Source organism: Providencia sp. wls1916, from assembly GCF_009706585.1.
In the GTDB taxonomy this organism is placed as follows: Bacteria; Pseudomonadota; Gammaproteobacteria; order Enterobacterales; family Enterobacteriaceae; genus Providencia; species Providencia lanzhouensis.
This window is the reverse complement of record NZ_WLUL01000021.1, coordinates 39,456-66,198: the sequence shown is the minus strand read 5'-3', so window position 1 is coordinate 66,198 and position 26,743 is coordinate 39,456. Positions and strand designations below refer to the sequence as shown.

The window sequence follows — 26,743 nt, the reverse complement described above, 5'->3', positions numbered from 1 at the left end:
CTGTTATGACCAGTTTTTGCGGCCAAAACCTGAGGTAATCGGATAACGACGATCTTTACCGAAATTACGCATTGTGATCCGCGGTCCAACAGGAGCCTGACGGCGTTTATATTCGTTAATATCGACAAGACGCACAACTTTGCGAACAATTTCTCTATCAAATCCGAGCTTGATAAGGTCAGCCACAGATAAATCTTTTTCTACATAACCGTCTAAGATGGCATCTAACACATCGTATGGCGGTAAACTATCTTGGTCTAATTGCCCTGGAGCCAGCTCCGCTGAAGGTGGTCTATCAATCACGCGCTGCGGAATTGCTGGCGATATTGTATTACGATATTTAGCCAGTTCAAAGACCAGCGTTTTTGGCACATCTTTCAGGACATCAAAGCCCCCTGCCATATCGCCATACAACGTTGAATACCCAACTGCAGATTCACTTTTATTGCTAGTCGTCAGCACTAAACGGCGGCGCTTATTGGACATCGCCATTAAGATCACGGCGCGACAACGGGCTTGTAAATTCTCTTCCGTGGTATCCGGTTGAGTCCCTTCAAACATCGGCTGCAATTGTGCCATAAAGGCATCAAACATCGGTTCGATGGAAACGATATCAAACTCAACACCCAGTAATTCCGCCTGCTCTTTAGCATCATGAATGCTCATTTCAGAGGTGTAACGGAACGGCATCATGACCGCTTGAACGCGATCTTTACCGATAGCATCCGCCGCAATCGCCACAGTTAATCCTGAATCTATCCCGCCAGATAATCCTAAAATCGCGCCATTAAAGCCATTTTTGTTGATGTAATCGCGGGTTGCTAGAACTAATGCTTGATACACCTGCGCGATTTGAGACGCTTCAGGTTGCTTCGGCTGCTCAGTCACTAGTTTTACATCTTCAAATGTAACTGTTGCCACTTGCTCTGCAAATTCAGCCATTTGGTAGACTTGCTTGCCTTTATTTACCAGCACTTTCGAGCCGCCATCAAACACGAGCTCGTCCTGTCCACCCACTTGGTTAAGATAAACAATCGGCAAACCGGTACGCTGAGCATGTTCCACCAGCAAGTCACTGCGAATGTGTTCTTTATTTAAATCATATGGTGAGGCATTGATGGTAAGCACCAATTCAGCCCCCGCCCCTTTCACCGCATCAATCGGCTCGTCATACCAAATATCTTCGCAAATCAGTAAACCGAGCTGATAACCTTTGAATTCCACCACGCAGGTTTTTTCCGCCGCAGTGAAATAACGAGGCTCATCAAAAACACCGTAATTAGGTAGTTCTTGCTTAAAGTAACGGGCTAATAGCTTGCCTTGGTAGAAAAATGATAATGCGTTATAAATTTCATTCTCTTCGTACCACGGATGACCCACGATAATCCCGCATTGGCCGCTAGCTTGTTGTAAACGTTTTAATTGTGTGGTGCATCGCTCTTCAAAATCGTGGCGGAAGAGTAAATCTTCAGGGGAGTACCCTGTTAGAGCCAACTCAGAAAACATGACGATATCAGTATGTTCAGCCTGTTCTTCAACAGTTTGCAACATACGATCGCAGTTACCTTCGATGTCGCCAACCAGCCAGTTAAGTTGTGCCAGTGAGATATTAAGCTTACGGCTCATAACGTGTTTGTTCTCCCTTAATCCTTTAGGCTATAAAGGTTTTATTCTTTAAAATCATTCGCTTCTAAATCGTGACGCCCAAGTAATTTATAAAACTCGGTACGGTTGCGTCCCGCCATGCGCGCAGCTTGGGTCACGTTGCCTTTGGTCATCTGCAATAGCTTACGCAGATAATTTAATTCGAATTGGTTACGCGCCTCAACAAAAGTCGGTAGCGCCGTATTTTCTCCTTCCAGCGCTTGGCTAACGAGAGCTTCGCTGATCACTGGAGAGGTCGTCAATGCGACACACTGCTCAATCACGTTCACTAACTGGCGCACGTTTCCGGGCCAGCTTGCGGTCATCAAGCACTTCATCGCATCACTCGAAAAACTACGAACAAATGGTTTATGGCGGCTCGCAGCTTCACGTAATAAATGATTAGCTAATAATGGAATATCTTCCGCGCGTTCATTCAATGCAGGGATCCGCAGGTTCACTACATTCAAGCGATAATAGAGATCCTCACGGAACTCGTTTTTTTCCATCGCTTTCGGTAGGTTACGGTGGGTCGCAGAAATAATGCGGACATCAATATCTAAATCGCGGTTGCTACCTAGCGGGCGAACCTTACGTTCTTGCAAAACACGCAGTAATTTGACTTGCAGCGGCATTGGCATATCACCAATTTCGTCTAAAAAGAGCGTTCCACCGCTGGCAGCAAAAAATAGCCCTTCACGGCTACTGACTGCACCGGTAAACGCACCTTTAGCATGCCCAAACAGTTCAGACTCAAGTAATTGTTCAGGTAATGCGCCACAGTTAATTGCGATAAACGGTTTATGAGCACGTGGGCTCACTTTATGAATCGCTTGCGCTAATACTTCTTTACCCGTACCACTTTGCCCATTAATCAGCACGCTCACATCCGATTGTGCCACCATATGAGCCTGTTCAAGCAAACGGATCATTAGCGGGCTACGCGTGACAATGCCAGCGCTCCACTCTTCATCACTAATCGGTGTGGAAGATAATGCTAATGCTTCATCAATGGCTTTATAAAGCGCGTCTTTATCAACGGGTTTGGTTAAGAAACTAAATACCCCGCGCTGCGTTGCCGCAACCGCATCAGGAATCGAACCATGAGCAGTGAGAATAATCACCGGAAGATTAGGATGGGCTTTTTGCACTTCATCAAACAGCGCCATGCCATCCATTTCATCCATTCGTAAATCACTAATCACGAGATCGACTTTTTCTTTCTGGAGTAATTTTAGTGCTTCAGGTCCACTTTCCGCTGTAGAGACTTTAAAACCTTCACTACTCAAACGCATACCAAGCAGTTTTAGCAGGCTAGGGTCATCATCCACCAAAAGTAAGTTAGCTGACTTACGACCGGTCATTGTGCTTTATTCTCCGAGGAATTCTGTTCGGCTGAAGCTGGCTTCGTTTCTGTTGGCGCAGCAACAGCGGCTTCATCTTCTTTTTCAACTTCATTCGCATTTTTCTTGCGAGAAGAGAGCTGTCGCTCAATATCCGTTAAGTTTTCTAACTTGCGGGAAGTATTATTAAGCTCAAAACGCAACTTGGCATTATCTTCTTTTAGGCGGTCAAGCTTTGCATCCATCTCTTGCTGCATACGTTTATAACGTGCATTCGCATCTGCAAGGTTGATCGCTTGAACCTGCTGTTCGCGCCACAATTGCAATAATGGGCGAATTGGCGTTGGGAAGCTCAAACTATAGGTGTTGATGCTATCGAGCATTTGGCGACGTTCAGCGATTGTAGGCTCCGCTGAACCTAATAGAATGTTTTTAGTAAATGAAGTAGACCAATCATTCACTTCAATCTTTTTCGCTTCAGCACGCGCTTTGTCAGCATCCATTCTGTCCACACAGCCCATCATGCGTAACCAATAGAGGGCATTTTCCTGTGAGACAGGTTCTTGATTTTCCCAAATTGATTCGCAAGAAGCGTAACGGTAATCCGTGGTTTTCACTTCTGGGATAACAACTTTGGCTAGAGTTTCTAATGGTGATTGACCGTTCTTCGCCACACATCCTGTTAAAATGAGCGAGAATAGAATTATTCCCAAAGGAGTACCAACGCGGGAAGACTTAATACCTGCCCCACGGCGAATTGAGATTGTTTTTGTCTTCGACAGTACTGCATTACACAATACCACCAAGAAATCTGTAGACCTGTTTTGCATTATTATTCGTTCTCTGCGGTTAAAGGCAGTTCAATTCGGAAGCAAACATCCGCTGATTTATGTGGCACTAATGATAATTCACCACCCATCTGCTTAATACAATCTTGCGCGATGCTAAGCCCTAACCCACTTCCTTTGACGGCGCCTTTTCTTTGGAGGCTGCCTTGATAGAAAGGTTCAAAAATCATATTTTGCTCAGACTCAGGGATAGGCGTGCCCGTATTGGCAACCTCAATGAGTAATTTATTCCCTGTTCTGCGACTTGAGATCCAAATATTACCTGATTCGCCACCATAGTGCACCGCATTGGAGTAGATATTATCAATAACCCTTCCGAGTAAGGTCGGTTCTGCAAGGCAACTGTCCACTTTTAAGCGAATATCAGTGGTAATATCTTTCGCTCTTGCGGGTAAATTATGTGCATTAACAATATCTTCAATAAGCTTTTTCAAATCGACTTGCTGGGCAACGGGCGGCTCATCGACTAATTTCCGATTATAGTCAAGAAGCTGTTCAATAAGTTGCTGAAGATGCTTACTACTCTGATCAAGAATATCAACCACCTCTTTTTGCGAGCTAGTTAACGGGCCTGCAACCTCATCTGCCAATAATTCCGTTCCTTCTCGCATACTGGCTAATGGCGTTTTCAACTCATGGGAAATATGACGTAAAAACTCATGGCGCTGGGATTCCAACCAAGCCAACCGCTCACTTAACCATATAATTCGCTGAGCAATGATCCTCAGCTCTCTCGGGCCTTTAAAGCGATCAGTATCATTTTCCAGAGTCAGCCCCGTCCCTAAACGGTTAATCATACGCTCAATGATTTTAACCGGACCGATAATCATACGAGTAAATAAGGTCACCAACAGCGCGCTCAGCAAGAAGAGGATCAGTGTTTGCCAACCAAATAATTGTCCTTTATTGGCAATGGCTTTTTGAAGCTGTTCACCGCGGCTAAAAATCACCTCTCGAGTTTGCTGAACGACAGCCGTATTTTGCGCGGAGAATTGCTCTAACACTTTGGTCGTGGCTTCCATCGGCTCATTATTTTCACAACTAATCGCTTTTAGCTTTTGCAGTCCAGTAAAAAGCCCCAGCACTTCAGGAGTCTCTGGCAAAATAGTTTTTTGACGTTCCAGCATCTGTTCATAATCAGCAAACTGCTTTTGATACTGCGTCTGTAAGGCTTTGTCTTGCAATACACAATACTGGCGATAACTGCGCTCCATTTCCAGTGCGAGGCTACTCATCGCTTCACTGCGCCGAGCATCAAGCAGCGTAGTTTTATTGATATCTGCCGCTTGGTTGCTCAATTGTTCTAGACTTTGATAAGCCTGATAAGCCAGTACCAGTAATGGCAAAAGGACTAACCAAAAAGCCATGACCACTAGCTGCCGCAATGAGCGCGGAAAAAGGCGCAATTTACTCAACGCATTCATCTCTTACCTATTTATATGTAATTCAATGGTAGCAGAACTCCCGTTAATGCGAAAAGTGCTGTTTACATTGATGATAGATAAACCAATAGACAGATAGATAGCAATGAACATGCCAAGAAAGTGAGCTAAACGTGAATGATTTCAGATAAATAGATTAAATATACTATGATTGAATGGAAGGATTAATTCGATAGAAAGAATAAACTTGATAGAAAGGAATATTGATGCCCCAGAAATGGGAAGGCGGAGGGAAGAATTGCTTCTCACCTCCGCCAGCGATACTCGGCATTACGCTTGAATGTCGATTTTTTTCATATGACTATGTCTTTCATTAAAGATAATCATATAGGTGGTGCCTCACTCCACGTGTCGCCCTGTGTTTGATAAAGCTCGAAAGCGAATATCGATGATTTGGACGGTAGGCACCTTACTTTGGCATCATTCGGGTTTTATGTGGTATGTTCCCATTTGCTAGGTTTCCCCAAGCTTGGACCTACATAAGCAATTGAATGAGCAACTGATGGATATTATGCACAACCCGTGCCAACCTTTCAATTAGATTTTTATCTCACTGATTTTCATATAAATTTATTTTCTTACTTGTTCATATCATTTTTGAATTGTTATGAGCGATGAAAAATACCACTAACTCACCATGAATCTGTCTCCAATTTAAGACAGTGAATTCCATCATTTTTAAATCACTTGTTTATCAATAAGATAAATGTCTCCTTTTGGAGACACTAGCAAACCCTATTTGTCGCGAATAGTAGACACTCCAGAAAATTTACCTATCTTCTATTATTTATATTCTCTTTAAACCTATCTATTTAGCGTTGAATGGACGGTATATATCGATTTTTGAAGCCCAAATAAAATATTGCCATCCTATTTATTATCGCTATGATCCTGCGCGTTTCATTTCTGATGTACGTCAGAATTTTATGTTATTCCGCTAGCTTATCCATCCCTATATTGATATAAGACTGGCAAATGGTCTCCTACTTACTCTTGACACTATCGTTTCAAAACTACAATGATAAAAATAGCCCTTATTGATGACCATATTGTTGTTCGCTCCGGTTTTGCTCAATTACTAACGTTAGAACCTGACATTAGTATTGTGGGGCAATATGCGAGTGCGCAAGAAGCATGGCCACACCTAATTAGCCTCGATATTGACGTGGCAATTATGGATATTTCAATGCCAGATGAGAGCGGTTTACAACTGCTAACCCGTTTACGTAAAAAGAAGCCCGACTTTCGTACTATTATTTTAAGCATCTATGACACCCCTGCTTTCGTACAAAGTGCGCTCGATGCAGGCGCCAGCGCCTATCTCACCAAATGCTGCGGACCTGAAGAATTAGTCCAGGCGGTACGTTCTGTTTACCAAGGTGGATGCTACCTGTGTGCTGATGCAATGCGAGCCTTACGCCAAACGCCGCAGCAAAAACAAGGCGTTCAAGAGCTGACTAACCGTGAGCGCGAAGTCTTTGATTTACTGGTCGCAGGTCTCAGTGTGAAAGTCATTGCGGAACAATTAAACCTCAGCCATAAAACAGTGCATGTACATCGCGCGAATGTTCTCGGGAAATTGCAATGCGAAAACACCATTGATTTAGTGCACTACGCCTTAGAACACAACATCATTTCTCGATAAACAGGCTTTCTTTCCAGTAAGGTAACGTTCCTGCAAGGTAACGCGCTCACAAGGTAAATAGTAATGAACAAAGCGGCTCGTTTAGGATTACAGTCTCTATTCCTATTATTTACCTACTCACTGATTTGGGTGGGATTATGGATCATCGGCTTTTACCTTAGCCAAAATAGCTTCCAAGCCACCCTATTTCTACCACAAGCCTTACGCCTCACCTTGATGATCTTATTATGGCGACGCTACTGGCCAACTGTTTTACTCGCTGAAGGCCTGCTGACTTACTGGCTTGCGCAAGAACAATTACTCACTCAACCTATTTTGCTGTTATCCCCAATATTGAGCCTGCTGGTTGCGATGGTTATCCAAAATATTTGGTGGCGATATACACTTTATTGGCAACGACTTATTTTGTTATTGGCAGGCGTCGCCGCCAACAGCATACTCAATGCCTTGCTGTTTGGGCTGTTATCTCAATATTCCATTAGCCAATTATTCTTAACGACATTTACGGGCGGAATTCTACTCTCCCCTTTTGTTTATCTTATCTATGAATACTTACACGAGCAGCACTATCATATGCTGCTCGACTACGGAACCACGGATAAGCAATTACGTACTTCATTGATTATTTGGTGTTTTCTCTTCTGCCTCGTCGGCTTAAGTGCCCAAATTTTCTTTGCCCCAGAAATTGAGCAACTGATTGTTTTGTTGGTCTTTATTCCCAATATTTTCATGGCATATCGTTATGGCTGGCAAGGCGGCGTGTTATCCGCATTACTTGGAAGCTTAATCATCACCTTCGCAAGACAATTCCAAGGTGCCTTTGATGATCTCCAAGAACTACAGCTCTTTTTAAGCTCTCAAGCGTTGATTGGTATTGGATTAGGTATCGCTATCAGCCGCCAAAAGCAACTCTCAAGTAACTTACAACGCTACCGCCAGCGATTAGAAGAAGAGCTTCACGCCCGCCGAGACTTGATGCGCCAATTAGTGCACACCGAAGAAGATGTGAAGAAAGATATCGCCCGTGAACTTCATGATGAGATTGGACAAAATATTACCGCGATCCAAATCCAATCGATGCTGGTGAAGAAAACCGCGGCTAACGATTTAAGCTATAACGCCGCTAGCCAAATCAACGAATTGGCACTACAGATCCACCAAGCCACCCGCCATCTATTGCGCCAATTACGTCCGCCCGTGCTCGATGAAATGTCCCTCGAAAACGCACTCACCCATTTAATCGGTGAATTTGCTTTCAAGGAAAATAATATTCAATGTGACTTTCATTACGGATTAACTGAAACTCCAGCCAATGAAACGGTGTTATTCACCCTTTACCGTTTGGTTCAAGAGCTACTGAACAATATCAGTAAGCACGCCAAAGCCACAAAAATCCACATCTCACTAAATCAACAAGGTGACTCGATACAGCTAATTGTTGATGATAATGGTGTGGGCATTCCTTTTAGCAAACGCACATCAGGCTTTGGTTTGCGTGGAATTGAGGAGCGAGTTAGAGCCTTAGGTGGCGACTGGACGCTAACAACCCAAAGTGGTACCAAAATAATTGTTAACTTGCCCACATTTTGAAATGAAATAGTGAAAAACTAGGAATAATTCTTAGCCTCCTAATACCTTATCTCATCCTTTTATTTAAAAACTTCATTACATTCTGCCAAACGGGAGAAACACAATCATGACGGGTACAAGCAAACTGGATCTGGATAACAATTACCGTTTCTGGCGTCGCCGCCTGATGTTTTCCATGATCATCGGTTATGCCGCTTTTTACCTTACCCGTAAAAGCTTTAATTTTGTGATGCCCGTTATGCAGGCAGAACTGTTTTTAGACAAAAGTGATATTGGTTGGATCGCCTCAGCATTTTACCTTGCGTATGGTCTATCCAAGTTTATATCCGGTATTTTCCATGACATTACAGGCTACCGTTGGTTTATGGGTGTTGGCCTCGTGATGACAGGGATCCTCAATATCATTTTTGCCTACTGTTTATCGTTCCCTGCACTGTTAATCGTTTGGACGTTAAACGGATTTTTCCAAGGCTGGGGTTGGCCGCCCTGTGCGCGTATTCTCACTCATTGGTACTCACGGAACGAGCGGGGCTTTTGGTGGGGACTGTGGAATATCTCCATCAATCTCGGGGGAATGGCGCTACCGCTGTTAACGGCACTGTTGGCGACCCATTACAGTTGGCAAATAGCGCTGATCGTTCCGGGAATTATTGGGGTTATTTTAGGATTATGGCTATGTCGCCAGCTTCGGGGTACGCCCAAAGAAGAACATTTACCCACCGTGGGGCAGTGGCGACATGATGCATTAGAGTTACGCCAAGAGCAGCTTTCTCCCCCGCAATCCATGTGGGTGATTTTAAAACAAACTATTGTGTTTAACCCAATGATTTGGCTGCTCGGTTTCACCTACATTTTGGTTTATCTCATCCGTATTGGGATAAACGATTGGGGAAATTTATGGCTAACCGAAACACACGGAAGCAATTTATTAAGCGCCAATGCCACGTTAGCGCTGTTTGAATTAGGTGGCTTATTAGGTGCATTGTGCGCAGGTTGGGGTTCCGACCTCCTGTTTCGAGGACAACGCGCACCGATGATTTTGCTGTTTTCCTTAGGTCTATTCGTTTCTGTGAATGCCCTATGGTTAATTCCAATTCATCACTACGGGCTATTAGCTGCATGCTTCTTAGCCAACGGTTTCTTTGTATTTGGACCACAGATGTTAGTCGGTCTAGCTGCTACAGAATATTGTCATAAAAAGGCAGCTGGAACGGTAACGGGTTATCTTGGATTGTACGCTTATCTAGGGGCTGCAATCGCAGGATGGCCGCTCTCTCAAGTGATTGCCAATTATGGTTGGTCAGGGATGTTTACCTTACTCGCCAGTGCAGCTGCTTTGATGGGGCTACTACTGATGCCTCTTTTAATTGCCAATGTCAGTAAAAGAGAGCATTTAGCCGGTGCAGTTTCACCGACACATAATAATAGTTAATCCGAAAACGTGAATAAAGGACTGACAATGAAACTTAAGACTCTCTCTACACTTGTTGCAGCAGGTTTATCCCTTGCCGCTATTACGACCACTGCAAACGCAGCTGGCCGTTTAGTGGTTTACTGTAGTGCCACCAACGCGATGTGTGAAGCGGAAACGCAAGCATTCGCCAAGAAATACGACGTTAAAACCACGTTCGTTCGCAACGGTTCAGGCAGTACTTTAGCAAAAATCGAAGCTGAAAAACGTAACCCACAAGCAGACGTTTGGTATGGCGGAACCTTAGATCCACATTCACAAGCCGGTGAAATGGATCTGCTAGAGCCGTACAAATCCCCTAACCTGTCTCAAATCATGCCGCAATTCCAAGATCCAGCTAAACGCAAAGGTAACTACTCTTCTGCGGTTTATATCGGTATCTTAGGTTTTGGTGTGAATAAAGATCGTTTAAAAGAGAAAGGATTACCAATTCCTACTTGCTGGAAAGATCTGACTAAGCCTGAATATAAAGGCGAAATTCAAATCGCAGATCCACAAAGTTCAGGTACTGCTTACACTGCATTGGCAACCTTTGACCAACTTTGGGGTAACGAGCAAGCTTTTGATTACCTGAAAAAACTGAACTCTAACATCTCCCAATACACCAAATCAGGTATTGCCCCAGCACGTAACGCGGCTCGCGGCGAATCTGCTATCGGTATCGGCTTCCTGCATGACTACTCTTTGGAAGTTGAAAATGGTGCACCATTGGAGTTAATCGCGCCATGTGAAGGGACAGGCTATGAAATCGGCGGGATCAGTATTCTGAAAAACGCACGTAACATGGACAACGCAAAACTATTCGTGGATTTCGTTCTGTCTAAAGAAGCCCAAGAGCTGAGCTGGAAACAAGGTCAGTCTTACCAAATCCTGACCAACACCACCGCAGAGTCTTCTCCACTGTCTCTGAAACTCAAAGACTTAAACTTAATCAACTACGATATGGATAAATACGGTGACGCTGAAGTCCGTAAGAATCTGATCAACAAGTGGGTTACTGAAGTTAAAATGAGTAAATAAGATGTTGGGTGCGGCGCCTGTCGCCGCACTTTACCTGATTGACTCACGTATGACTCGCGAACTTCGCGATTTAGTGTATTAGCTACTTACTATAAAAAATGATGCCAAATAAAAGAGTGTCTGCGCTACGCAGACGGCTCCAGTCTGGCTCACTCATTAGAACGATAATATTAATTAAGTTTAAAATTATTTTCGTTATAAATCATAAGATTAAACCAATGGTTAATTAACTCAATAATAATAAACTTAGGGGAAAAACAATGCCTCAGACCTTAACCCTAACAGCCTCGAAGAAAAAGGACAGTATCTTCCTTTGGATTCTGATAGCTTGGCTGGGCTTCGCTCTGCTACCCTCATGGAGCCTCGACTACGGCTTATTCGACTCAACGCAAGATGAGATCTTAGCTGCCTATGGCTGGAGCAGTGTCAATATTAGTTGGCTATGGTATTTATTGCCTTCTATTTTACTGTTAAGACCAATCACGCCAGCCGATCGTAATCAAAAAACCCGTCACTATCTTGATATCGCGGTTGCCGCCATCACGGCAATTCTCGTGATTATTACTGCTTATTTAGAGGGTAAGGGATTAGGCTATTCCGCCATCACCTTATTTATCGCCCTTGGTATGATAATGACCCACGCCTTGACTCGTTTAGAGTGGCTGGGTGGCGACCAATTTGTTATTGGCTCCCTTATCACCGTCGTCGCACTGATTACACTATTTATCATCTTTCCCAGTGTGGCAATTTTTATTCCAATGTTTACTGACGGGAACGGAGATTTTGCACCATTTGCATTTGTGGCTATTTTAACCCAGTCGCATATTGTTCAGGTCATCATCAACTCCATATTCCTCTCACTAGCTGTGGGTGTTGGGTGTACCTTCTTTGGTTTAATCCTGGCGATTTATACTACTCGAATTGCTAAGCGCTCCGCTATTATTGGTCGCGTATTCTCGATTTTACCGATTGTGACCCCGCCGTTTGTTGTCGGTTTAGGCGTCACCTTAATGATGGGTCGCTCAGGCTATATTACTGAGTTTTTAGCTACCTATATGGGGCTAGAAAATACTAACTGGTTATACGGCTTTACCGGTATTTGGTTAGCACAAGTTCTCGCGTTCACCCCGATGTCCTTTATGATCCTTGATGGTGCGATTAAAACTATCCATCCATCACTGGAAGAAGCGTCATACACCTTGCGTGCTAACCGCTACCAGACATTCTTCAACGTGTTTATGCCACTGTTGAAACCGGCACTGGCGAACGCCTTTTTAATCGTGATTGTACAATCCCTTGCCGACTTCAGTAACCCATTAGTATTAGGGGGTAACTTCGACGTTCTGGCGACACAAATCTATTTCTATATCACCGGTTCCCAGCTTGATTACCAAGCGGCCAGTACGTTAGGCGCTTCCTTACTTGTCTTCTCATTGCTGGTTTTCTGTGTGCAATACATGTGGATTGGTAAACGTTCCTACGTCACCGTTTCCGGTAAGTCATACCGTGGCGATGTTCAACCGCTGCCAGTTTCTCTTGTTGCAACGGTGACAACAATTCTCGGTATTTGGGTCGCGTTTAACGTCTTACTGTACGGCAGCATCTTCTACGGAAGCTTCACGGTGAACTGGGGTGTGGACTACACCTTAACACTGGACAACTTTATCAAACTGTTTGGTCAAGGTTTTGATGATGGTGCATGGCCGTCACTGTTAGACACCCTGTTATATGCGGGTATCGCTGCGCCAATCACCGCGATTTTAGGTCTGCTTATCGCGTATATAGTGGTTCGCCAAGATTTCCGTGGAAAGAAAACCATCGAATTTTCCACCATGTTGTGCTTTGCCGTACCGGGTACTGTGGCTGGGGTTTCTTACATCCTCGCCTTTAACGATACACCGTTCTATTTAACGGGTACCGCGGCGATTGTGATTATCTCCATGACCATGCGTAACGTACCAGTCGGTATTCGTGCGGGTATCGCAGGATTGGGGCAAATTGACAAATCGTTAGATGAGGCTTCCCTCAGCTTACGTGCAGGTTCAATGCGGACAATTTTCCATATCCTGCTGCCATTATTACGCCCTGCGATTTTATCTGCGCTGATCTACAGCTTTGTCCGTGCGATCACCACCGTAAGCGCTATTGTATTCTTGGTAACACCAGACACCCGCGTTGCGACAGCGTATATCTTGAACCGTGTTGAAGATGGTGAATACGGTGTGGCGATTGCTTACGGTTCTATTCTGATCGTGGTCATGCTCGCGATTATCTTCTTATTTGACTATTTAATTGGCGAAGCCCGTGTTTCACGTTCCAAAGCCAAAAATGCACAGTAATCATGGAGTCACTGACATGACACAGAAAAGTTTCGTTGAATTAAAAAATATAACTAAGCGCTTTGGCGACAATACGGTCATTGACGATTTAAGCCTTTCCATCCCACAAGGGAGTATGGTCACCCTATTAGGGCCATCTGGCTGCGGTAAAACCACCGTACTGCGCTTAGTCGCTGGTTTAGAAAAGCCTACTGAAGGGCGTATGTTTATCGATGGCGAAGATGTCACCGACCGCTCTATTCAACAGCGCGATATTTGTATGGTATTCCAATCCTATGCCCTCTTCCCGCATATGTCGTTAGGGGATAACGTGGGATATGGATTGAAAATGCTTGGCTTGCCAAAGGCTGAAATAAAAAAACGTGTAGAAGAAGCGCTGGAACTGGTGGACTTAGCGGGCTTTGCAGACCGTTTCGTTGACCAAATTTCCGGTGGACAGCAGCAGCGTGTTGCACTAGCACGTGCCTTGATTTTAAAACCCAAGGTACTGTTATTTGATGAGCCATTAAGTAACTTGGATGCTAACTTACGCCGTAGCATGCGTGAAAAAATCCGTGAACTGCAACAGCAATTTAATATTACCTCACTGTACGTGACCCACGACCAGAGTGAAGCTTTTGCGGTTTCGGATATGGTTCTGGTAATGAACAAAGGTAAAATCATGCAGTTAGGTTCACCTCAAGAACTGTACCGCCAACCTGCTTCCAAGTTTATGGCGAGCTTTATGGGTGATGCGAACATTTTCCCTGCTACACTCAGCAGCGATTCCGTGGATATCTTTAATTACCGTTTACCGCGCCCTGCGCTGTTTTCAACAGATAAAACTCAAGTCACTGTCGGTGTTCGCCCTGAAGCCATCACATTAAGCAAACAAGGTGAAGATAGCCAACGCTGTACCATCACTCATGTGGCTTATATGGGACCGCAATATGAGGTCACGGTAGATTGGCACGGCCAATCAATGCTATTACAGATCAATGCGACTCAATTGCAACCGTCTGTGGGTGAAGATCTTTACCTGCAAATCCACCCATACGGGATGTTTATTTTAGAATAATATTCTCTGTTTTAGATGCATCTTAACCGCCCTATTGGGCGGTTTTTTTATGGATAACAGATAAAAAAACACCCTATAAATCAGGAGATCTATAGGGTGTTTAGTTTTTAGCGCTAAATTAAAACAGACGTTTTAATCTCAGCCTAATTGCTTACGTGCATTACGGAAAATGCGCATCCATGGGCTATCTTCACCCCAGTTTTCTGGGTGCCAAGAGTTGCTTACCGTACGGAAGACACGCTCAGGGTGCGGCATCATAATCGTCGCGCGACCATCCGTTGATGTCACTGCCGTAATCCCATTCACAGAACCATTCGGGTTCGCTGGGTATTGCTCAGTCACTTGACCGTAATTATTCACAAAACGCATTGCCACCAGCGCGTTATTTTCTAACTGCGTTAAATGAGTTGGCGCACGAGTTTCTACTTGGCCTTCACCGTGAGAAACCGCAATCGGCATACGTGATCCCGCCATATCTTGCAGCAGTAATGATGGGCTATTTGCAATTTCAACTAAGCTGAAGCGTGCTTCAAAACGCTCTGAACGGTTACGTACAAAACGTGGCCAATATTCAGCGCCAGGGATCAGATCATGCAAGTTAGACATCATCTGGCAACCATTACATACACCTAATGATAAGGTGTCTGGACGATTGAAGAAGGTAGCAAACTCATCACGAACACGGTTATTGAACAGAATGGACTTCGCCCAACCTTCACCAGCGCCTAATACGTCACCGTATGAGAAACCACCGCATGCCACTAGTGCTTGGAACTGCTCCAGAGACAAGTTGCCCGCCAGTAAATCACTCATGTGGACGTCGATAGCATCAAAGCCTGCACGATCCCATGCCGCTGCCATTTCAACGTGGGAGTTAACCCCTTGCTCGCGCAGCACTGCCACTTTAGGACGAACACCCGATGCGATATACGGAGCAGCAATATCCTCTGCGATATCGTAAGTCAGCTTCACATTCAGACCTGGGTCTTGATTGTCTTTCTTCGCGTCATGCTCTTGATCTGCGCACTCTTCGTTATCACGTAAGCGCTGCATCTGCCATGTAGTTTCAGCCCAGCACTCACGTAGAGCACTACGAGAACCATTGTAAACGACAGTATCACGGCTATTAATAATCACCGCATCGTCATGAGTTGCAGAACCAAGATAGTGAACACAGCCTGCCAAGCCAGCATCGGCAAAACACTGCTCTACATATTGGCGATCGGCGCCTTGGATTTGGATCACTGCGCCCAGCTCTTCATTAAACAGTGCCGCTAAGGTGTCTTCATCAAATGAACTGATATCCACGTTAATACCGCAATGACCCGCAAATGCCATTTCCACTAACGTGACAAACAGCCCGCCATCAGAACGGTCATGGTAAGCCAGTAGTTTTTGCTCAGATAACAGTTTTTGGATGGTATTAAAGAAGCCTAACAACAGCGCTGGGTCACGAACATCTGGCGCTTTATTACCTAATTGACGGTAAACTTGCGCCAATGCAGAGCCACCAAGCGCATTGTGACCTTGACCAAGGTCGATTAATAACAAGCCGTTATCTACCGTAGTTTTCAGCTCTGGCGTCACCGTTAAACGAACATCTTCAACACGACCAAATGCACTAATAATCAACGATAATGGCGACGTCATTTCACGCTCTTCACCATTTTGCTGCCAGCGAGTCTTCATTGACATTGAGTCTTTACCCACTGGGATTGTCAGACCTAATGCCGGACACAATTCTTCACCGACTGCTTTAACTGCTTCGTACAGACCTGCGTCTTCCCCTGGGTGACCCGCCGCAGACATCCAGTTAGCAGATAGCTTCACGCGCTTAAGGTCTTGTACATAAGAGCATGCTAAGTTGGTTAGTGCTTCACCCACTGCCATACGCGCAGAAGCGGCAAAATCCAATAATGCCACAGGCGTTCTTTCGCCAATAGACATTGATTCACCATAATAGCTATCCAAACTTGCGGTTGTCACCGCGCAGTCAGCGACTGGGATTTGCCATGGACCAACCATTTGGTCACGAGCAACCATTCCCGTCACAGTGCGGTCACCAATAGTGATTAAGAAGGTTTTTTCTGCCACAGCCGGTAAATGCAGAACACGCTTAACAGCTTCAGTTAAATCGATGGCGGTTCTATCCAGCGATTCAGGCTCGGCTTTCAGTGTTGTCACATCACGCAACATTTTCGGCGTTTTGCCCAACAATACATCCAGTGGCATGTCAATTGGTTGGTTATCAAAATGCTCATCATTAAGGGTTAAATGACGCTCTTCCGTTGCTTCACCGATCACAGCAAACGGCGCGCGTTCACGCTGACAAATTTCAGTGAATAATGCCAGTTGTTCTGGAGCAACCGCCATCACATAGCGCTCTTGGGATTCGTTACACCACACTTCCAGTGGGCTCATTCCTGGTTCATCATTAAGAATTTTACGCAGTTCAAAACGACCACCACGACCGCCATCGCTCACCAGTTCAGGCATTGCGTTGGATAATCCCCCCGCACCAACATCATGGATAAACAGAATTGGGTTTTTATCACCTAGCTGCCAGCATTTGTCGATCACTTCTTGACAACGACGCTCCATTTCGGCGTTATCACGTTGAACAGAAGCAAAATCAAGATCCGCCGCAGATTGACCGGATGTCATGGATGATGCAGCTCCGCCTCCTAGACCGATATTCATCGAAGGGCCACCCAAAACGATGAGCTTAGCGCCAACGGTAATTTCACCTTTTTGAACGTGATCCGCACGGATGTTACCAATACCACCCGCTAACATAATTGGCTTATGGTAACCACGTAATTCTTCACCATTGTGGCTATTCACTTTCTCTTCATAGGTACGGAAATAACCTAATAATGCGGGACGCCCAAATTCGTTGTTAAATGCCGCCCCGCCTAAAGGACCTTCCGTCATAATATCGAGTGCAGTCACAATACGTTCAGGCTTGCCGAAATCTTCTTCCCAAGGTTGTTCAAAACCCGGAATACGTAAGTTTGAAACGGAGAAGCCCACTAAACCTGCTTTTGGTTTTGCACCGCGACCTGTTGCGCCTTCATCACGAATTTCACCACCAGAACCAGTTGCAGCCCCCGGCCATGGAGAGATTGCCGTTGGGTGGTTATGGGTTTCCACTTTCATCAAAATATGTGCATCTTCTTGATGATAACGATAAGTACGTCCATCTGGCTCAGGGAAGAAACGACCTACTGAGGAACCTTCCATTACTGCCGCATTATCTTTATAAGCAGACAAGACGTGATCTGGCGTTTTTTCAAAGGTGTTTTTGATCATTTTAAACAGGGATTTTGGCTGTGTTTCCCCGTCAATAATCCAATCCGCATTGAAAATTTTATGGCGGCAATGTTCTGAGTTTGCTTGCGCAAACATATATAGCTCAACATCCGTTGGGTTACGTTTTAACCCTGTGAATGCCTCTAATAGATAATCAATTTCATCGTCAGCTAACGCTAAGCCCATCTCTTTGTTAGCTGTGTCTAGTGCTTGGCGTCCGCCAGCGATGATATCAATCACTTTCATTGGGGCAGGCTGTTGCTGAATAAATAGTGCCTCAGCTTGTTCAAAAGAGGCAAAGACCGTTTCCATCATTCGGTCATGTAACAGGCTGATAACCAAATCCCACTGCTCGCTTGTCAGTGAATCGGCTTGAATATAGTAGGCAACGCCGCGTTCAATACGTTTAACCTGTGTTAGGCCACAGTTATGTGCGATATCCGTTGCTTTAGAAGACCAAGGAGAGATAGTTCCTGGGCGTGGGGTGACTAAAATCAGTTTTCCAAATGGCTCATGCTCTGCCAGAGAAGGACCATATTTTAATAAACTACTCAGTTTACCTTGCTCACTGCCACTTAATGGGGCTGATAGCTCAGCAAAATGCATATATTCAGCATAGATATCCGTTACTGGGAGCTGTTTTTCAGCAAACAGCGCCAAAAGGCGGGTAATACGAAATGCTGATAGTGCCGGTGAGCCACGCAAAATTTCCATAGTCTTAAATTCTCTCTTTTAAACGCCAGCCCTGATCACGAAAGCAGGGAAACCGGAGTCCATTATAGAGCAATGTTCATCAATACGAAACCGTTTGCGTGACTAAAAATAGAGCGATTAGTTAAATATTAATATGTGCTAAATACGATAATATTAGTTGCACCGATCATCATTGTTAGAGCAAAATACGAAACCACTGGATTTATAACCATGATTAAACAGTTTTTATTAAGCGCACAACACCAGTTCCTGCACGAGAAATAATTATTTGAATAACCTAAAAGTTAACTATTTTATTATCGTGGTCATCGCTTTACTTGCCACCATGATCATTGGCTTCAATGTCCGATGGTCTAATACGCAAAACACCCAAGTCGACAAAATTATCTCTCGGGGTGAGTTACGTATTAGCGCAGTAAGTTCACCACTCATTTATATTGATGAGCAGCGTCAGCTACGTGGCTTTGACTACGAGCTTGCTCAAGGCTTTGCCACGTACCTAGGTATTAAACTCAAAATTATTATTCGTCCGACTATTGAACAGATTTTCGAAGATCTCGATAACGACGATGCCGACATCGCTGTGGCGGGGCTGCTGTATAATAAAGACCGTTTGGAAACCATGAAAACGGGTCCAAGCTATTTGAGTGTTACTCAGCAATTGGTTTACCGTAAAGGTACTACGCGCCCAAAAACCTTTAATGACCTGAAAGGGAAATTAATGGTTATCGCGGGGAGCACTCATGCAAGCACGTTAAAAGCACTTTCAGCGCAATATCCTAATCTTAAGTGGGAAGAAAGCAGCAACTATACACCAAGTCAATTATTAGAAATGGTGGCCGAAGGTGAAATTGATTACACCCTTGAAGATTCTATTGCGGTCTCTTTGCAGCAACGTATTCATCCTAAAGTCGCCGTGGCATTTGATTTGCGCGATGACCATGCCATTACATGGTATTTAAGCCGCCAACATGACAACAGCCTAGATGCCGCCCTGCTCGATTTTTTTAATCTCAGCAATCAAAACGATCTTCTTGCTCGCTTGATTGAAAAGCATTTCAGCCATGTGGAATCCTTCGATTATTTCGATACCATAACGTTTATTAGCGCCATAAATAATAAACTGCCGGATTATCAACCTCTCTTTGAGAAATATGCTGAGACCGTTGAGAGCATCGATTGGAAATTACTTGCTGCAATAGCTTGGCAAGAATCTCACTGGAATCCTCTTGCAACCTCACCGACTGGCGTTCGTGGGATCATGATGCTCACCAAACCAACGGCTGCAACTATGGGAATTGAAGACAGGTTAGATCCAGAGGGGAGCATTAAAGGTGGGGCTGCGTATTTAGCCTATATTATGAAACGCTTACCCGATTCTATCGCTGAAGATGATCGCATTTGGTTTACCCTTGCTGCCTATAATATGGGTTATGGGCATATGCTGGATGTGCGAAAACTAACGCAAAGACTTGGCGGTAATCCTGACCGCTGGCTTGATGTTAAAGCAAATTTACCCTTGCTAACTCAGCAAAAATATTATTCCCAACTCACTTATGGTTATGCCCGAGGACACGAAGCTTATCGCTATGTAGAAAATATTCGTCGCTATCATCAAAGCTTAGTGGGTTATTTGCAAAGTCAGGAGAAAAAGCAGAAAACACTCGAAATTGCCAAGAAATCTCACGTTTACGTTGTAGTGCCAAATGAGAACTCGCCGCTTTCCTCTTATGTGATGCCCGATGTGGTGTCAGCAAAAGTGGATATCACGCCCAAAGCGTCAGCAAATCTCGGTGTGTTTAATGCCAAGGAAAATACTCGTGCACCAAACGACTCTCTAGGGAAATATATTTTGGCAAAACCAACACGTTCGAGTTCCACCGATAATAACGTAGCCCTACAAAAGGAAACATCAATTGAAGACTAGCTTTCGGGATTTTGAGCCTGCTTTTCTTGACGTCTCTGCTCTTTAATTTGTGCTCTGCGCATTCTAAAAAAATCGCTGAGCATGGATGAGCAAGTTTCTTCAAGTACACCACTCGTCACTTCAACATAGTGGTTTAAACCTGGCTGCGACATGATATTAATGAAGGAGCCACATGCCCCCGTTTTAAAATCGTTCGCGCCGTACACCACTCGACCGATGCGGCTATGGATCATCGCCCCTGCACACATAATGCAAGGTTCTAAAGTGACATACAGCGTTGTGTCTAATAAACGGTAATTCTGTAGTGCGGTGCCCGCTTTTTGTAAGGTAATAATTTCGGCATGGGCGGTAGGGTCGTGATTTTCAATGGAGTGGTTCCAGCCTTCTGCTACTAGTTGGTTATCTTTGACCAGTAACGCACCGACAGGAATTTCCCCTGCATCTTGAGCTTTTTTTGCTAGCTCAAGAGCTTGAGCCATCCAATACTCGTCGATTTCTAATTGCGTCACTCTAGCCTCTCATTCATCCACACACGAAAAGTTGATTATTACGAAATGTTAAAGTGACTGCAAATTGAATCTGATATTAATCAACAACTAATTACTAAAAATGGCAAGTTTTGCTGCGAACCCCATAAAGAATGCACCGACAGTGCAATTTCCCAATTTCGCCAAAATCTGCTTTTCCCGTAAAAAGCGCGCTATCAAGTAGCCACTGAATATCAATAAGCTTAGATACAAGAAGCTAACCGTCTCTAAGATAACCGCTAATACCATGTACGGCACCCAAGCATGGCTATAATTGAAGTCGATAAATTGAATAAAGAACGAGATATAGAACAAAATTGCTTTCGGATTCGTTAAGCTAAGTACCAACGCGCGAGTGAAGTAATTTTCTTTTCTTACTTCAATCTGCTCAACCCCTGCTGATAACGATTTTTTCTGCCAAAAAGTTGCATATAAGATTTTGCACCCTAAGTACAAAAGATAAGCTGCCCCTAACTATCTTACGATGGTAAACAGCGTTGGAGAGGCTTTGATCACCGAGGCAACACCAATGAATGAAAGAAAAATCAGTATTGCATCGCCAGTGAAAACACCGATTGCAGCGCGATATCCCGCTTTAGTCCCATGTGAAGTACTTGATTTTAATACATACAGTGAGTTCGGACCAGGAACAATGATGATAAGCACCAATCCCGCTAAGTAAGTCCAAAAATTCAATACCCCTAGATTTTCAAACATGACTACTTCCTAATTGTTTTTTCTTATTACTATCACAGTTGCGATCCATTGTGAATATTCTACTTTTATTAATTTTTAAATCATTTGAATATATAAAACGAACTAATAATTAACATTATTTTTAAAATCTCTCTCATTAAATATGATTAACCCGCACTTAAGTTTTCATAGTTTAAATAAGAGGAATAAACATGGCTTTTATTAGAAGAACCGTGCAATCAAGTATCTTTGAAGAGTTTTACCCAACAACGCTTGCATTCAGCGCTGCTAAGAAAAATTACTTCTTAGGGCATTCAAAAGATAAATCCTACATGATCTATAACATGACAGATGCCGGCAAAATTGAACCTACCGTTGTCGTACAAAAAGGTAAATTAAAAACCTATCTGCAAAATATTCAAGCTTTCTACGATCCAACACAGAACAAACAGTATCTGTACGGTTATAATCTCGATGAGAAAGTTATCGATGTTTATCAAATCGCTGATAATGCCAGCATCGTGCTAATGTATTCTGAGGAGTTCAACGTTGAAGACTCTATAAAATCAGCGACCTTCTTCATCATTAATGGTGTACTGTGCTTCTATACGCAATCTGATAAAACTAAGAGCTGGTATATCTACAACTTAATTAATTATTAATTTAATATTTGCTATTAATTGCTTTCTTCCATAAGAGCTTAATTTAAGCTCTTATTCTATTTTTATAAATAGAGCCTTTTTATATTATTAATTCGACTTTATTTGCAAACTACCCACTTTAAATAATACTTAGAACTTTCAATTATTCTGCTTGTTTATCACTGTTTTTTAGTTGGTCATCTCCGTTCACTTGCACATAATTCAGTGTCTAATTGATTTACTTCAGTGTAAAATGACGTTCGAAGACGTATACTACTGGTTTAAATCTGATATAACTAATTGAAATGGCACTATTAATTACTAAAAAATGCATTAACTGCGATATGTGTGAACCTGAATGTCCAAATGATGCGATCTTCATGGGAGCGGAAATCTATGAAATAGATTCAAACCTGTGTACTGAATGCGTTGGGCACTATGATAAACCCACTTGCCAATCAGTTTGCCCTATCACGAATACAATTATTACAGATCCTGAACATATTGAATCCCAGGAACAGCTTTGGGATAAATTTGTCATGATCCATCACGCCGATAAAATCTAATTTCATAAAGATGCTGAACAGACTTGTTGAAACGACGATGGTTGAACTCTGCGTTATTTAGCTTTGTTTTACTAAAAACCCATCCGTTGAAGTGCTCTTTCATTAAAAGACTTTTTCATTGAGCTACTATTTCATTGAAACATTGCCGACTGCAGATAAGCCGGCAATGAATAATGACTACAGACTTTCAATAATCACCGTTGCAGCCGCATAGTGTCGTTCATCAGTAATTGAAACATGAAAATGCGTGGCTTTTAAGCTATTGGCTAATTTTAACGCTTCACCGCTCAGTGACAGTAATGGCTTGCCTAGCTCATCGTTTGTGACTTCAAACTGATTGAAAGCCAAACCATTACGGATCCCCGTACCTAATGCCTTAGCCGCCGCTTCTTTCACTGCAAATCGCTTAGCAAGAAAACGCGCAGGCTTAGTTTGTTGCTGGTATTGCGCATATTCATGCTCTGTTAAAATACGCTTCGCTAAGCTATCTGCGGAGCGCTCGATAACAGATTCAATACGCGTAATCTCAACAATATCTGTACCTAAACCTACAATAGCCATTATTTACGTGCTTCTGTGAGTAAGTTTTTCATGTCAGACACTGCTTGAGCTAAACCGCTAAACAGTGCACGCCCAATAATCGCGTGACCGATATTCAGCTCATAAATTTCAGGCAGCGCTGCGATACGTTGAACATTATGGTAAGTCAGTCCATGCCCCGCATTCACTTTAATACCTTTACCTGCAGCATAACTTACGCCATCACGAATACGGCGGAACTCAAGCTCTTGCTCTTGTTCAGTTTTGGCATCCGCATATGCGCCTGTGTGAATTTCAATAAATGGCGCTCCACACTCTTGAGCAGCATCAATTTGTTTATGATCCGCATCGATAAATAAAGAAACTAAAATACCTGCTTCGGCCAGCCGTTTTACTGCGGATGCGACTTTTTGTTTTTGCCCTGCGACATCAAGTCCGCCTTCAGTGGTCACTTCCTCGCGCTTTTCAGGAACCAAACAGCAATAAGTCGGCTTAATACGACAAGCAATGTCAATCATCTCATCTGTGACTGCCATTTCAAGGTTCATACGCGTTTGAATGGTTTGGTTGAGCAGTTCAACGTCTCTATCGGTAATATGACGGCGATCTTCACGTAAGTGGATAGTGATCCCGTCGGCTCCAGCTTGCTCAGCAACAAATGCCGCTTGAACAGGGTCAGGATATTGTGTTCCTCTTGCATTTCTAACAGTTGCAATGTGGTCAATGTTAACGCCCAATAACAGCTCAGCCATGTTTAACTCCCTATGAATAAACAGTCACTTATTTCTTGTCTGCCATATCCTACTGCAATTTATGGAATTGGGGGAAAAAATATCTCTTTCTTCCTTACTGATTCCAAACTAATAATAATATTTCATCAATTACATTCATTTTTTGGGAAGCGCCTCGAAGAAAGTAAATAGCGCAAAAAAATTTGTCTCGCTCACCTTCCGTTTTATGGTTACAACAGTTTGGATGACAGCCATTTGCAATTACAACAGATAAAAATAGCGCCATAAAACAAAATCGAATAATTTCTATGACTTAGTCATGTTCTGAGAAGGGGTAGTAAATTGCCTGAAAAGTTCACGGCTTTTAAGAGGTTTACCACCTAGGTAAGGTTTTAGTGCCATGCGGGTAAACCGTTTAGCAGCTTTTAAGGTGTCGGCATCTGGGAATTCTCGGTCGGCTAACGCTCTTAATTGCTTACCCGTGAACGTGAGTTGGTCAACAACTAGGCTGCCGATAAACCCTTTTTCTTCACGGTAACGGTAGGTCATGGTGTCTGAAACTGGCTCACCACTGCCCGCACAATGTAAAAAATCTACGCCATAACCGAGATAAGACAGCAAAGCGAGCTCGAACTGGCGTAACGCAGATTCAGGCGTGCGTTCACTCCCTGCTAAAACTTGCAAACAATTGAGGTAATCAAAAAATAGAGATGAATAAGGTGTACCGAACTCAATAACCCGAGCGGTAAGTTCATTAAGGTATAAACCGCTATATAAAACAGTGCCACTGAGAGGGAGAGCAAGAGAGACAGGGTCAGCATTGATAAGAGTTTTGATTTCACCTTTGCCACTCCAACGGATCAACAAAGGTGTAAAAGGCTGTAAACAGCCTCTTAATGGTGAGCGGTTGCGTCTCGCACCCTTTGCTAGCAAACGAATTTTACCTTCCCCTTCCGTGAAAAAGTCAATTAATAGACTTGTTTCACTGTAAGGACGGGAATGGAGCACAAACGCGCGTTGCCAACCACTCACGGTGTCACCGATTATTTTAAATCGTCAACATAGCCCAGACTGCGCAGTGCTCTTTCGTCATCTGCCCAACCGGATTTAACTTTAACCCAAAGCTCTAAGTGAACTTTCGTTTCAAACAGGCGTTCCATATCAATACGAGCTTCTGTACCAATGGTTTTCAGCTTGCTACCTTTATTACCGATAACCATTTTTTTCTGGCCTTCACGCTCAACTAAAATCAGACCGTTGATATGGTAGCCGCCTTTATCCATCTCTTTAAACTGTTCAATTTCAACAGTCACAGAGTACGGTAACTCATCACCTAAGAAACGCATCAGTTTTTCACGGATAATTTCAGAAGCCATAAAACGCTGAGAGCGGTCTGTAATATAGTCTTCAGGGAAGTGGTGAATAGCTTCAGGGATATGCTGTTTCACAATCTTCGCGATGGTATCAACACCAGTGCCTTTTTCTGCACTGATTGGTACGACATCCAAGAAATTCATTTTTTGGCTGATCATACCGATGTGTGGCAGTAAGCTGGTTTTATCCACCACATTATCAATTTTGTTGATCGCCAAAATAACTGGGCAACGTAAGCTAGATAGCTTGTTCAGCACCATTTCATCATCTGGTGTCCAGTGGGTACCTTCAACCACAAAAATAACCAATTCAACATCGCCAATAGAGCTAGATGCTGCGCGGTTCATCAAACGGTTAATCGCTCTTTTTTCTTCGATGTGAAGACCAGGGGTATCGACATAGATAATTTGGTAATTATCTTCTGTGTGGATCCCCATAATACGGTGGCGAGTTGTCTGAGGCTTTCTCGATGTGATCGAGACTTTTTGCCCCAGTAACTGGTTTAACAGTGTTGATTTCCCAACATTTGGTCGTCCAACTATGGCAACAAAACCACAGTGGGATTGTAATTCACTCATTCAATCTCCAAGATTTTCAATGCTTGTTCTGCTGCGGCTTGCTCCGCTTTACGACGGCTTGAACCTATGCCGTTAATCGGCTCTTCAATGCCGCTCACTTGGCAATGGATCGTAAATTCTTGATCATGAGCTTCACCTTTCACATGTACCACTAAATAGTTCGGCAGTGGAAGATGACGTCCTTGCAGATATTCTTGTAGCCGCGTTTTCGGGTCTTTTTGTTTATCACCCGGACTAATTTCATCCAATCTTACTTTGTACCATGCCAGAATGATCTCTTCGATAGTTTGAATATTACTGTCGAGGAAAATCCCACCAATTAAGGCTTCAACGGTATCAGCTAAGATTGATTCTCGGCGGAAACCGCCACTTTTTAATTCACCCGGGCCTAAACGTAAACATTCACCGAGTTCAAATTCACGGGCAATTTCCGCCAGTGTATTTCCACGCACTAACGTTGCGCGCATACGGCTCATATCACCTTCATCCACCTTAGGAAAACGATGATAGAGATCGTTAGCAATCACAAAACTGAGAATTGAATCACCCAAAAATTCCAGTCTTTCATTATGTTTGCTGCTAGCACTTCTATGAGTTAATGCCTGAATTAATAAATCATTTTGCTGGAATGTATATCCCAGCTTACGCTGTAATTTTTCTAACAAAGAGGGGTTCATGTGCGCCCAACCATTCTACGTTTAATAAAAAAGCACACGCAACAGACCTGTAAAATCAGCT

The 26,743-nt window shown here is 43.6% G+C and carries 20 protein-coding genes and 1 pseudogene; 9 read left to right on the top strand and 12 right to left on the bottom strand.

All coding sequences use genetic code 11. The features are described from left to right. Positions 1-3: 3 nt before the first annotated feature. The 4 genes from GKR61_RS15035 to GKR61_RS15020 are packed head-to-tail and all read right to left on the bottom strand — an operon-like array spanning position 4 to position 5,259. Positions 4-1,626, bottom strand: a complete 1,623-nt coding sequence (locus GKR61_RS15035; protein WP_154600230.1) for an NAD+ synthase — start codon at positions 1,624-1,626, stop codon at positions 4-6. A gap of 41 nt (positions 1,627-1,667) precedes the next feature. Continuing rightward, positions 1,668-3,008, bottom strand: a complete 1,341-nt coding sequence (gene glrR / locus GKR61_RS15030; RefSeq protein WP_036949464.1) for a two-component system response regulator GlrR — start codon at positions 3,006-3,008, stop codon at positions 1,668-1,670. Next, positions 3,005-3,817 carry a two-component system QseEF-associated lipoprotein QseG gene (gene qseG / locus GKR61_RS15025; RefSeq protein ID WP_108478534.1) on the bottom strand — a complete coding sequence of 271 codons (813 nt, stop codon included), beginning with the start codon at positions 3,815-3,817 and terminating at the stop codon, positions 3,005-3,007. The genes glrR and qseG overlap by 4 nt, the downstream gene beginning before the upstream one ends. 2 nt (positions 3,818-3,819) lie before the next feature. Next, a complete protein-coding gene (locus GKR61_RS15020) occupies positions 3,820-5,259 on the bottom strand; it encodes a sensor histidine kinase (protein ID WP_036949462.1) in 1,440 nt (479 codons plus the stop codon). A 1,036-nt stretch (positions 5,260-6,295) separates the two neighbouring features. Between GKR61_RS15020 and GKR61_RS15015 the strand changes: the two genes are divergently transcribed. The 6 genes from GKR61_RS15015 to fbpC all read left to right on the top strand — a co-directional run bounded on the left by GKR61_RS15015 (position 6,296) and on the right by fbpC (position 14,399). Then, a complete protein-coding gene (locus GKR61_RS15015) occupies positions 6,296-6,922 on the top strand; it encodes a response regulator transcription factor (RefSeq protein WP_036949460.1) in 627 nt (208 codons plus the stop codon). 63 nt (positions 6,923-6,985) lie between these two features. Continuing rightward, positions 6,986-8,512 (top strand): MASE1 domain-containing sensor histidine kinase, encoded by a 1,527-nt coding sequence (locus tag GKR61_RS15010; RefSeq protein ID WP_036949459.1) that lies wholly within the window; start codon positions 6,986-6,988, stop codon positions 8,510-8,512. 106 nt (positions 8,513-8,618) lie between these two features. Next, positions 8,619-9,944, top strand: a complete 1,326-nt coding sequence (uhpC, locus tag GKR61_RS15005; protein ID WP_036949457.1) for an MFS transporter family glucose-6-phosphate receptor UhpC — start codon at positions 8,619-8,621, stop codon at positions 9,942-9,944. A 27-nt stretch (positions 9,945-9,971) separates the two neighbouring features. Beyond that, positions 9,972-11,003, top strand: a complete 1,032-nt coding sequence (locus tag GKR61_RS15000) for an ABC transporter substrate-binding protein (protein ID WP_036949455.1) — start codon at positions 9,972-9,974, stop codon at positions 11,001-11,003. A gap of 260 nt (positions 11,004-11,263) precedes the next feature. Next, complete coding sequence (locus tag GKR61_RS14995; protein ID WP_154600231.1) at positions 11,264-13,342, top strand: ABC transporter permease; 2,079 nt, start codon at positions 11,264-11,266, stop codon at positions 13,340-13,342. Positions 13,343-13,358: 16 nt separating this feature from the next. After that, entirely contained in the window at positions 13,359-14,399 is a 1,041-nt protein-coding gene (fbpC, locus tag GKR61_RS14990) for a ferric ABC transporter ATP-binding protein (protein ID WP_108478530.1), read from the top strand. 138 nt (positions 14,400-14,537) lie between these two features. Here the strand turns inward: fbpC and purL are convergent, their stop codons facing one another. Next, positions 14,538-18,425, bottom strand: coding sequence for a phosphoribosylformylglycinamidine synthase (gene purL / locus GKR61_RS14985; RefSeq protein ID WP_154600232.1), 3,888 nt, complete (start codon positions 18,423-18,425; stop codon positions 14,538-14,540). A gap of 268 nt (positions 18,426-18,693) precedes the next feature. Between purL and mltF the strand changes: the two genes are divergently transcribed. Then, positions 18,694-20,352 (top strand): membrane-bound lytic murein transglycosylase MltF, encoded by a 1,659-nt coding sequence (gene mltF / locus GKR61_RS14980; protein WP_036949448.1) that lies wholly within the window; start codon positions 18,694-18,696, stop codon positions 20,350-20,352. Here mltF and tadA read toward each other — a convergent pair. Together tadA and leuE are read right to left on the bottom strand one after the other, a co-directional pair. Next, positions 20,349-20,861: a tRNA adenosine(34) deaminase TadA gene (gene tadA, locus GKR61_RS14975; RefSeq protein ID WP_036949447.1), complete on the bottom strand. Its 513-nt coding sequence runs from the start codon at positions 20,859-20,861 to the stop codon at positions 20,349-20,351. The genes mltF and tadA overlap by 4 nt on opposite strands. An 87-nt stretch (positions 20,862-20,948) precedes the next feature. Continuing rightward, a pseudogene (gene leuE / locus GKR61_RS14970) lies at positions 20,949-21,596 on the bottom strand (leucine efflux protein LeuE). 191 nt (positions 21,597-21,787) lie between these two features. On the opposite strand from leuE, the gene GKR61_RS14965 reads away from it, so the two are divergent. Both GKR61_RS14965 and GKR61_RS14960 read left to right on the top strand, forming a co-directional pair. Further along, entirely contained in the window at positions 21,788-22,237 is a 450-nt protein-coding gene (locus tag GKR61_RS14965; protein WP_108478528.1) for an XRE family transcriptional regulator, read from the top strand. Positions 22,238-22,521: 284 nt separating this feature from the next. Then, positions 22,522-22,782 (top strand): YfhL family 4Fe-4S dicluster ferredoxin, encoded by a 261-nt coding sequence (locus tag GKR61_RS14960; RefSeq protein WP_006661288.1) that lies wholly within the window; start codon positions 22,522-22,524, stop codon positions 22,780-22,782. Between the two features lie 177 nt (positions 22,783-22,959). Here the strand turns inward: GKR61_RS14960 and acpS are convergent, their stop codons facing one another. The 5 genes from acpS to rnc form a co-directional block, all read right to left on the bottom strand. Continuing rightward, complete coding sequence (gene acpS, locus GKR61_RS14955; RefSeq protein ID WP_036949441.1) at positions 22,960-23,343, bottom strand: holo-ACP synthase; 384 nt, start codon at positions 23,341-23,343, stop codon at positions 22,960-22,962. After that, positions 23,343-24,074: a pyridoxine 5'-phosphate synthase gene (gene pdxJ / locus GKR61_RS14950; protein WP_036949439.1), complete on the bottom strand. Its 732-nt coding sequence runs from the start codon at positions 24,072-24,074 to the stop codon at positions 23,343-23,345. Before pdxJ ends, acpS begins: the two co-directional genes overlap by 1 nt. Positions 24,075-24,359: 285 nt before the next feature. After that, entirely contained in the window at positions 24,360-25,085 is a 726-nt protein-coding gene (recO, locus tag GKR61_RS14945; protein WP_036949438.1) for a DNA repair protein RecO, read from the bottom strand. Between the two features lie 11 nt (positions 25,086-25,096). Next, entirely contained in the window at positions 25,097-26,005 is a 909-nt protein-coding gene (gene era, locus GKR61_RS14940; RefSeq protein ID WP_036949437.1) for a GTPase Era, read from the bottom strand. After that, positions 26,002-26,682: a ribonuclease III gene (gene rnc / locus GKR61_RS14935; protein ID WP_036949435.1), complete on the bottom strand. Its 681-nt coding sequence runs from the start codon at positions 26,680-26,682 to the stop codon at positions 26,002-26,004. The genes era and rnc overlap by 4 nt, the downstream gene beginning before the upstream one ends. Positions 26,683-26,743: the final 61 nt, after the last annotated feature.